Source organism: Streptomyces sp. NPDC100445, assembly GCF_044759735.1.
GTDB lineage: Bacteria > Actinomycetota > Actinomycetes > Streptomycetales > Streptomycetaceae > Streptomyces.
The window spans coordinates 165,443-172,157 of sequence record NZ_JBIVZV010000017.1; the positions used below are offsets into that span (position 1 = coordinate 165,443).

6 protein-coding genes and 1 rRNA gene are annotated in these 6,715 nt (G+C 69.0%); all 7 read right to left on the reverse strand.

Annotated elements, in window-relative coordinates:
* Positions 1-42 precede the first annotated feature (42 nt).
* Complete coding sequence (locus ACIQVT_RS32855; protein ID WP_403762682.1) at positions 43-873, reverse strand: FHA domain-containing protein; 831 nt, start codon at positions 871-873, stop codon at positions 43-45.
* A 190-nt stretch (positions 874-1,063) separates the two neighbouring features.
* Positions 1,064-1,918 (reverse strand): DUF881 domain-containing protein, encoded by an 855-nt coding sequence (locus tag ACIQVT_RS32860; RefSeq protein WP_403762685.1) that lies wholly within the window; start codon positions 1,916-1,918, stop codon positions 1,064-1,066.
* A 5-nt stretch (positions 1,919-1,923) separates the two neighbouring features.
* The gene (locus tag ACIQVT_RS32865; RefSeq protein WP_003988855.1) at positions 1,924-2,256 is read right to left on the reverse strand and encodes a small basic family protein; all 333 of its coding nucleotides are present in this window, start codon (positions 2,254-2,256) and stop codon (positions 1,924-1,926) included.
* Positions 2,253-3,161: a DUF881 domain-containing protein gene (locus ACIQVT_RS32870; RefSeq protein ID WP_403762688.1), complete on the reverse strand. Its 909-nt coding sequence runs from the start codon at positions 3,159-3,161 to the stop codon at positions 2,253-2,255. The genes ACIQVT_RS32865 and ACIQVT_RS32870 overlap by 4 nt, the downstream gene beginning before the upstream one ends.
* A gap of 121 nt (positions 3,162-3,282) precedes the next feature.
* Positions 3,283-5,778, reverse strand: coding sequence for a sugar phosphate nucleotidyltransferase (locus ACIQVT_RS32875; RefSeq protein ID WP_403762691.1), 2,496 nt, complete (start codon positions 5,776-5,778; stop codon positions 3,283-3,285).
* A 106-nt stretch (positions 5,779-5,884) separates the two neighbouring features.
* Positions 5,885-6,511: a CDP-alcohol phosphatidyltransferase family protein gene (locus tag ACIQVT_RS32880; protein ID WP_403762694.1), complete on the reverse strand. Its 627-nt coding sequence runs from the start codon at positions 6,509-6,511 to the stop codon at positions 5,885-5,887.
* 109 nt (positions 6,512-6,620) lie between these two features.
* Positions 6,621-6,715 (reverse strand): 5S ribosomal RNA (rrf, locus tag ACIQVT_RS32885); the annotation flags it as partial.

Here is a 6,715-nt window from a genome sequence, read left to right on the forward strand (position 1 = left end):
CCTTCCCTGGGGTCTCCCCCCGGACGCCGGTCCGGGGGTGGGTCAGATGCCGTGCCGGCTCGCGTAGAACACCAGCCGGTACTTGCCGATCTGCACCTCGTCGCCGTTGGCCAGCGCGACCTGGTCGATGCGCTCCCGGTTGACGTACGTGCCGTTCAGGCTGCCCACGTCGGCCACCGTGAAGGAGCCGTCGGTCGACCGCCGGAACTCCACGTGCCGCCGGGAGACCGTCACGTCGTCCAGGAAGATGTCGCTCTGCGGATGCCGGCCGGCCGTGGTCAGGTCGCTGTCCAGCAGGAAGCGACTGCCCGAGTTCGGCCCCCGGCGCACCACCAGGAGCGCCGAGCCGAGCGGCAGCGCGTCCACCGCGGCCTGTGCCTCCGGGGAGAGCATCGGCAGCGGGGTCTGGCCGGTCGCCTCGGAGTCGTAGGCCTCCAGGCCGGAGATCGAGATCGTGGACGTCGTCTCGGAGGCCCGCTCCGGCGTCACTCCCGGCCGCAGCGGCGCGCCGCAGTGGGAGCAGAACCGGGCGTTCTCCGCGTTCCGGTTACCGCACCTCGTACACACCAGGACCGACATCGACGGATCCTCCTGCCGCGGCTGCCCCGCGGGGGCGTTGGACGCGTACGGGCCGGAGGCGAACCCTCCACCCGCACCTGAGGTTGACGGTTGCCCGAAACCTATGCCGCCGGACTGGGCAGGGTCAACAGACGCCGCGCCCTGACCACCGGAAATGTCACCGCCCGGACCAGCGACCTGGTCCCGGAACAGCGGGCGCCGATCCTCCGCGTCAGGCTGCGCGCGATGACGGGCGGTGGCGTTGTCGCCGCCCTCTCGCGCGCTCTTGCCGAACAACTTCGCAAACAACTTCACGGGCGATTCCCCTTGACCGAAACAGACCCGCCCGTGGGGCAGGACGAACCCTGATTGCCTACACCGGCCGAGCCGGACATCTTCACAACGTCCGTATCCACCAAACAGTTTCCATCACGCGCTACTTCTTCGGTGCGCCGACCCCCCGCAAGCTCATGCCCCTGCGTGACAGCCACCATGCACCGCCGGTTCACCGGGAGGACGACCGAGCGTAGTCAGGCCGCTTCGCCTGCCGCAAGGCGGTGACGACGATCTTGTCCGACCGCTCCACCGTCGCCGTGGCCTGCTCCTTCTCCAGCGTCTGCACCACGCCTCCGGGGATGTTCAACGCCGGTTCGAGGTCCTGCGGCTTGCCGATGACCTTGAAACGATACGGGGCGTTGATCTTGTTCCCGTCGACGCTCACACTCTTGCCGGAGTCGGTGAAGTAGGTACCGGCGACCACCCGCACCCCGTTGACCTGGACGGCCTCCGCGCCGGCCGCGCGCAACTCCTGGATCGCGTCGAGCAGCATGTCCGCCTTGACCGTCCCCTTCGTGTCCTCGATCGTCATGGTGATGCCGGGACCCTGCGCCGCCACGGTGCCCGCCAGGATGCCGAGTTGCCGCTCCTTCTCCGCGGTCTGCCTGCGTGCCTCCGCGGCCTGGTCGGAGCTGCTCTGAAGCTCCTGGCGCTGCTTCTCGAGTCCCTGCTTCTCGTCCTCAAGACGCTGGGTACGCGAATCCAGTTCATCGAGGATGCGTACGAGATCTTCCTGGCGCGCGCCGCGCAGCGCGCTGTCGGTGTCGCTGTTGGACGCCACCTGGACGGCCAGGCCGAAGCCCAGACCGAACAGCAGTACCGCCACGATGAGTTGGGCACGGGTGAAGCGCGGCGGCCACAATCCCTTCACCAGGCGCTGCCGTCCGGTCAGCCGCCGCTCGGGCTGCTCCCCGTCGGGCCGCGCGGTCCCCGGCGCGGACGCGGGGACCTCGGCCGGCAGTTCCCTGCGCAGGCCGTTCCCCGGGCGGTCGTCCCTGTCGTTCGGCTCGTTCGGCTCGTTCATCGGTGTCACGCCCGGAAGACGTGGCGCCGGATCGCCGCGGCGTTGGAGAAGATCCGGATACCGAGGACCACGACGACGCCCGTGGACAGCTGCGCGCCGACGCCCAGCTTGTCACCGAGGAACACGATCAGGGCGGCGACGACCACGTTCGACAGGAACGACACCACGAAGACCTTGTCGTCGAAGATGCCGTCGAGCATGGCCCGCAGACCACCGAAGACGGCGTCCAGCGCCGCGACGACGGCGATCGGCAGATAAGGCTCGACGACCGCCGGAACCTCGGGCCGGACCAACAGCCCGGCCACGACCCCCACGACGAGACCCAGTACGGCGATCACGATGTGCCCTTCTCGCTGTTCTCGTTGCTCGGCTGTGCTGTACGTACGATCACACTGGGTGCGGCGGGCAACCGGACGTCACCCTCCGGGGAGACGGTGGCGCGGATGCCGTAGTTCTCCACCAGGGCGTGCAGATACAGGCCGTCGGCGCTGTTCTGGAACCTGGTGCCGAGCCTCTGCCCGTCCCCCACCGCCAGCACCGTGTACGGCGGCACCAGCGGCCTGTTGTCGACCAGTATCGCGTCGCCCGCGGCCCGGATCGCGGACAGGGCGGTCAGCCGCTGACCGTTGATGGAGACCGCCTCGGCCCCCGACGCCCACAAGCCGTTGACCACGCGCTGCATGTCACGGTCGCGCAGCCGACCGGTGTCGGAGAAATCCGACGTCTCCCGGGGGTTGGTGCCGTCGCCGCCGCTGGTGGCCTCCTTGGCGTCGTTCACGACGAGTCGGACGCCGGGCCCGTGCACGGCCGTCGCGCCGGACAGCACGCCCACCAGGTCCGCCGCGCCGCTGCCGCCACTGGACCGCAGGGCCGCCCGCTGGCGCGCGCCCACGTCGTCGCGCAATTCGTCGACCGTGCTCTCCAGCTTGTCGGCGTCCGCGGTCTCACTGTCGACGCGGTCGATCAGCTCCTGGCGCTCCTTGGCCACCACGGGCGCCGCCACGCGCGCCTGGGCCGCCCCCACGGTGACGACCAGCGCCGCGAGGACCAGCCCGGCGGCCAGACCCAGCCTGGCCCGGAGCGTCTTCGGCAGTCCGCTCTCGCCCCGGGCCTTCCTCCGGGCGGCGGCCTCGGCGTATCCGTCGTCGAGGCTGTGGTCCATGACGTTGGTGATCAACGACATGGAGGCGTCCGGACGCTGCGGCCGCGCGGGGCTGCTCCGAACGGGGGGTTGCTGCGGCATGCCGCACATCGTCGCATGTCGCGGGCAATACCTCCGAACGGCCCCACCCGCGTACCGGACGGGCCCCCTTGGGGACACGGTCCGGCACGCGGGTGGGGAGCGGTTCAGCGCCCTGCCGGGCCTAACGGCCGGCGCTGTCCACGACCGCCGCCCACTCGTCGAGCAGGGCCTGCGCGGAGGCGTCGTCCGGCCCCTCCGCCCACAGGTGGGTGACCGCCTCGGCCGGGTCGGGAAGCACCATCACCCAGCGTCCGTCGGTCTCCACGACCCGCACACCGTCCGTCGTGTCGACGGAGCGGTCCCCGGCTTCCTCGACCACGCGCCGCATGACCAGGCCCTTGACGGCCCACGGCGTCGCCAGGTCCCGCTTGAGGACGTGCGCCCGCGGGATCCGGGCGTCGATCTGGCTGAGGGTGAGCTGGGTACGTGCCACGAGCCCGATGAGCCGTACGAAGGCGGCGGTGCCGTCATAGACGCTGCTGAACTCGGGGACGATGAAGCCGCCCTTGCCGTCACCGCCGAAGATGGTGCCTTCCTCACCGCCCACGCGCGTGAGGTCGTCCGGCGAGGTGGTGGTCCACTCGACCTGGGTGCCGTGGTAGGCGGCCACCTGCTCGGCGATCCGGGTCGTGGTGACCGGGAGGGCCACCCGCCCGCTGCGCCGCTCGGCGGCGACCAGGTCGAGCATGACCAGCAGGGCCCGGTCGTCCTCGATGATCCGGCCCTTCTCGTCGACGAGCGAGAGCCGCTCACCGACCGGGTCGAACCGGACACCGAACGCGGCTCCCGACGACGCCACTATCTCGCCGAGCCGCACCAGGCCCTTGCGGCGCATCTCCGCCGTCTCCGTCGGCCTGGACTCGTCCAGACCGGGATTGATGGTCAGCGAGTCCACGCCGAGCTTGCCGAGGAGGCTGGGCAGCACGAGCCCGGCGCTGCCGTTCGACGCGTCCACGACGACCTTGAGACCCGACTCGGCTATGCCGGTCGTGTCCACGTTGCGCAGCAGCGAGCCGGTGTAGGAGTCGAAGACGCTCGCCGGGAAGTGCAGGTCACCGATCTCGCCCGGGAACGCCCGCCGGTACTCCTGCCGCGCGAACACGCGGTCCAGCTTCCGCTGGCTGCCCTGCGACAGGTCCGCGCCCTGCGAGTCGAAGAACATGATGTCGACCGAGTCGGGAACACCGGGCGAGGTACGGATCATGATGCCGCCGGCGCTGCCGCGCGCGGTCTGCTGCCGGGCCACGGGCAGCGGCACGTTCTCCAGGTCGCGTACGTCGATGGCGCTGGCCTGGAGCGCGGAGATCACCGCCCGCTTCAGGGCACGGGCGCCGCGCGAGTGGTCGCGGGCGGTGGTGACGGTGGCGCCCTTCTTCAGGGTGGTCGCGTAGGCGCCGGCGAGCCGGACCGCCAGCTCCGGGGTGATCTCGACGTTGAGGATGCCCGAGACGCCACGGGCGCCGAACAGGTTCGCCTGTCCACGCGACTCCCAGATCACCGAGGTGTTGACGAAGGCGCCGGCCTCGATGGTCTTGAACGGGTAGACGCGGACGTTGCCCTGGACGATCGATTCCTCACCGATCAGGCACTCGTCGCCGATGACCGCGCCGTCCTCGATCCGCGCGGCCCGCATGATGTCGGTGTTCTTGCCGACGACGCAGCCGCGCAGATTGCTGTGCTGACCGACGTACACGTTGTCGTGGACGACGGCCCTGTGGAGGAAGGCACCGCTCTTGACGACGACGTTCGAGCCGATGACGGAGTGCTCGCGGATCTCCGCGCCCGCCTCGACCTTCGCGTAGTCGCCGATGTACAGCGGTCCGCGCAGCTCGGCGTCGGGGTGCACCTCGGCGCCTTCCGCCACCCACACGCCCGGGGAGATCTCGAAGCCGTCGATGTCGACGTCGACCTTGCCCTCGAGGACGTCCGCCTGGGCCTTCACATAGCTCTCGTGGGTGCCGACGTCCTCCCAGTAGCCCTCGGCGACATAGCCGTAGATCGGCTTGCCCTCCTTCATGAGCTGCGGGAAGACATCGCCGGACCAGTCCACCGGGACATCGGCCTCGACGTAGTCGAAGACCTCGGGCTCCATCACGTAGATGCCCGTGTTGACCGTGTCGGAGAAGACCTGTCCCCAGGTCGGCTTCTCGAGGAAGCGTTCGACCTTGCCTTCCTCGTCCACGATCGTGATGCCGAACTCCAGCGGGTTGGGCACGCGGGTCAGGCAGACCGTGACCAGCGCACCCTTCTCCTTGTGGAAGTTGATCAGCTCGGTGAGGTCGAAGTCGGTCAGGGCATCGCCGGAGATCACGAGGAAGGCGTCGTCCTTCAACGCCTCCTCGGCGTTCTTGACGCTTCCGGCGGTACCGAGTGGCTTCTCCTCGTTGGCATAGGTGAGCTCCATACCGAGCTCTTCGCCGTCACCGAAGTAGTTCTTGACCAGCGATGCCAGGAACTGCACGGTGACGACGGTCTCGTTGAGCCCGTGCCTTTTGAGCAGCCGTAGGACGTGCTCCATGATCGGGCGATTGGCCACGGGCAGGAGCGGCTTGGGCATGCTCGAGGTCATGGGGCGCAGGCGTGTGCCTTCGCCCCCGGCCATCACGACGGCCTTCATGTCGGAAGCGTCCTCCTCAGAGACGACGGTCTAGCCGACTTCACCCGTCCAGATTGTCCCGCACTTTTCCACCGCGGGCCAACGAGGCGTTACGCCAGGACTTACGTCAGGACAATCGCCGAGTTCGATCGACCGTGGCGTCCGCACGCACCAATCGGCGGACTTGCACCACGTAGAGCACTCCTGCCCACCAATAGAGGGTTGTACCCCATCCGGCGAACGCCCATCCGAAAATGGCAGCGAGTGACGCGATCCAGCCGTGTCCGTCGCTGAGCAGCAGGAGGGGGAAGGCGTACATCAGGTTGAAGGTGGCGGCCTTCCCGAGGAAGTTGACCTGCGGCGGCGGGTACCCGTGCCGACGCAGGATGCCCACCATGACCAGGAGGACCGCTTCGCGGGCCAGCAGCAGGCCGGTCAGCCACAGCGGGAGGATTCCCCGCCAGGTGAGCCCCAGGAGCGTGGAGAGGACGTACAGGCGGTCGGCTGCGGGGTCGAGGAGCCGGCCGAGGCTGCTGATCTGGTTCCAGCGCCGCGCGAGCTTGCCGTCGAGGTAGTCGCTGATCCCGCTGAAGGCCAGTACGAGGAGGGCCCATCCGTCGCTCTTGGGGCCCCCGAACTCCGGCCTGAGGATCAGCCACAGGAAGAGCGGTACGCCGACGAGCCGCGCCATGCTGAGGATGTTGGGGATGGTGAGGACCCGGTCCGTCTGGACACGGGTCTCCTGGACCTCCACCCGGGGGCCTCCTGTGCGAAAAGAGCCGACAATGCCCCCTGACCCTACCTCAACGCAAAAAAGCTCCGGCTCCCGGGCAAAATGCCCGGGAGCCGGAGCTCTAAAAGGAGTTCGGCGGTGTCCTACTCTCCCACAGGGTCCCCCCTGCAGTACCATCGGCGCTGTGAGGCTTAGCTTCCGGGTTCGGTATGTAACCGGGCGTTT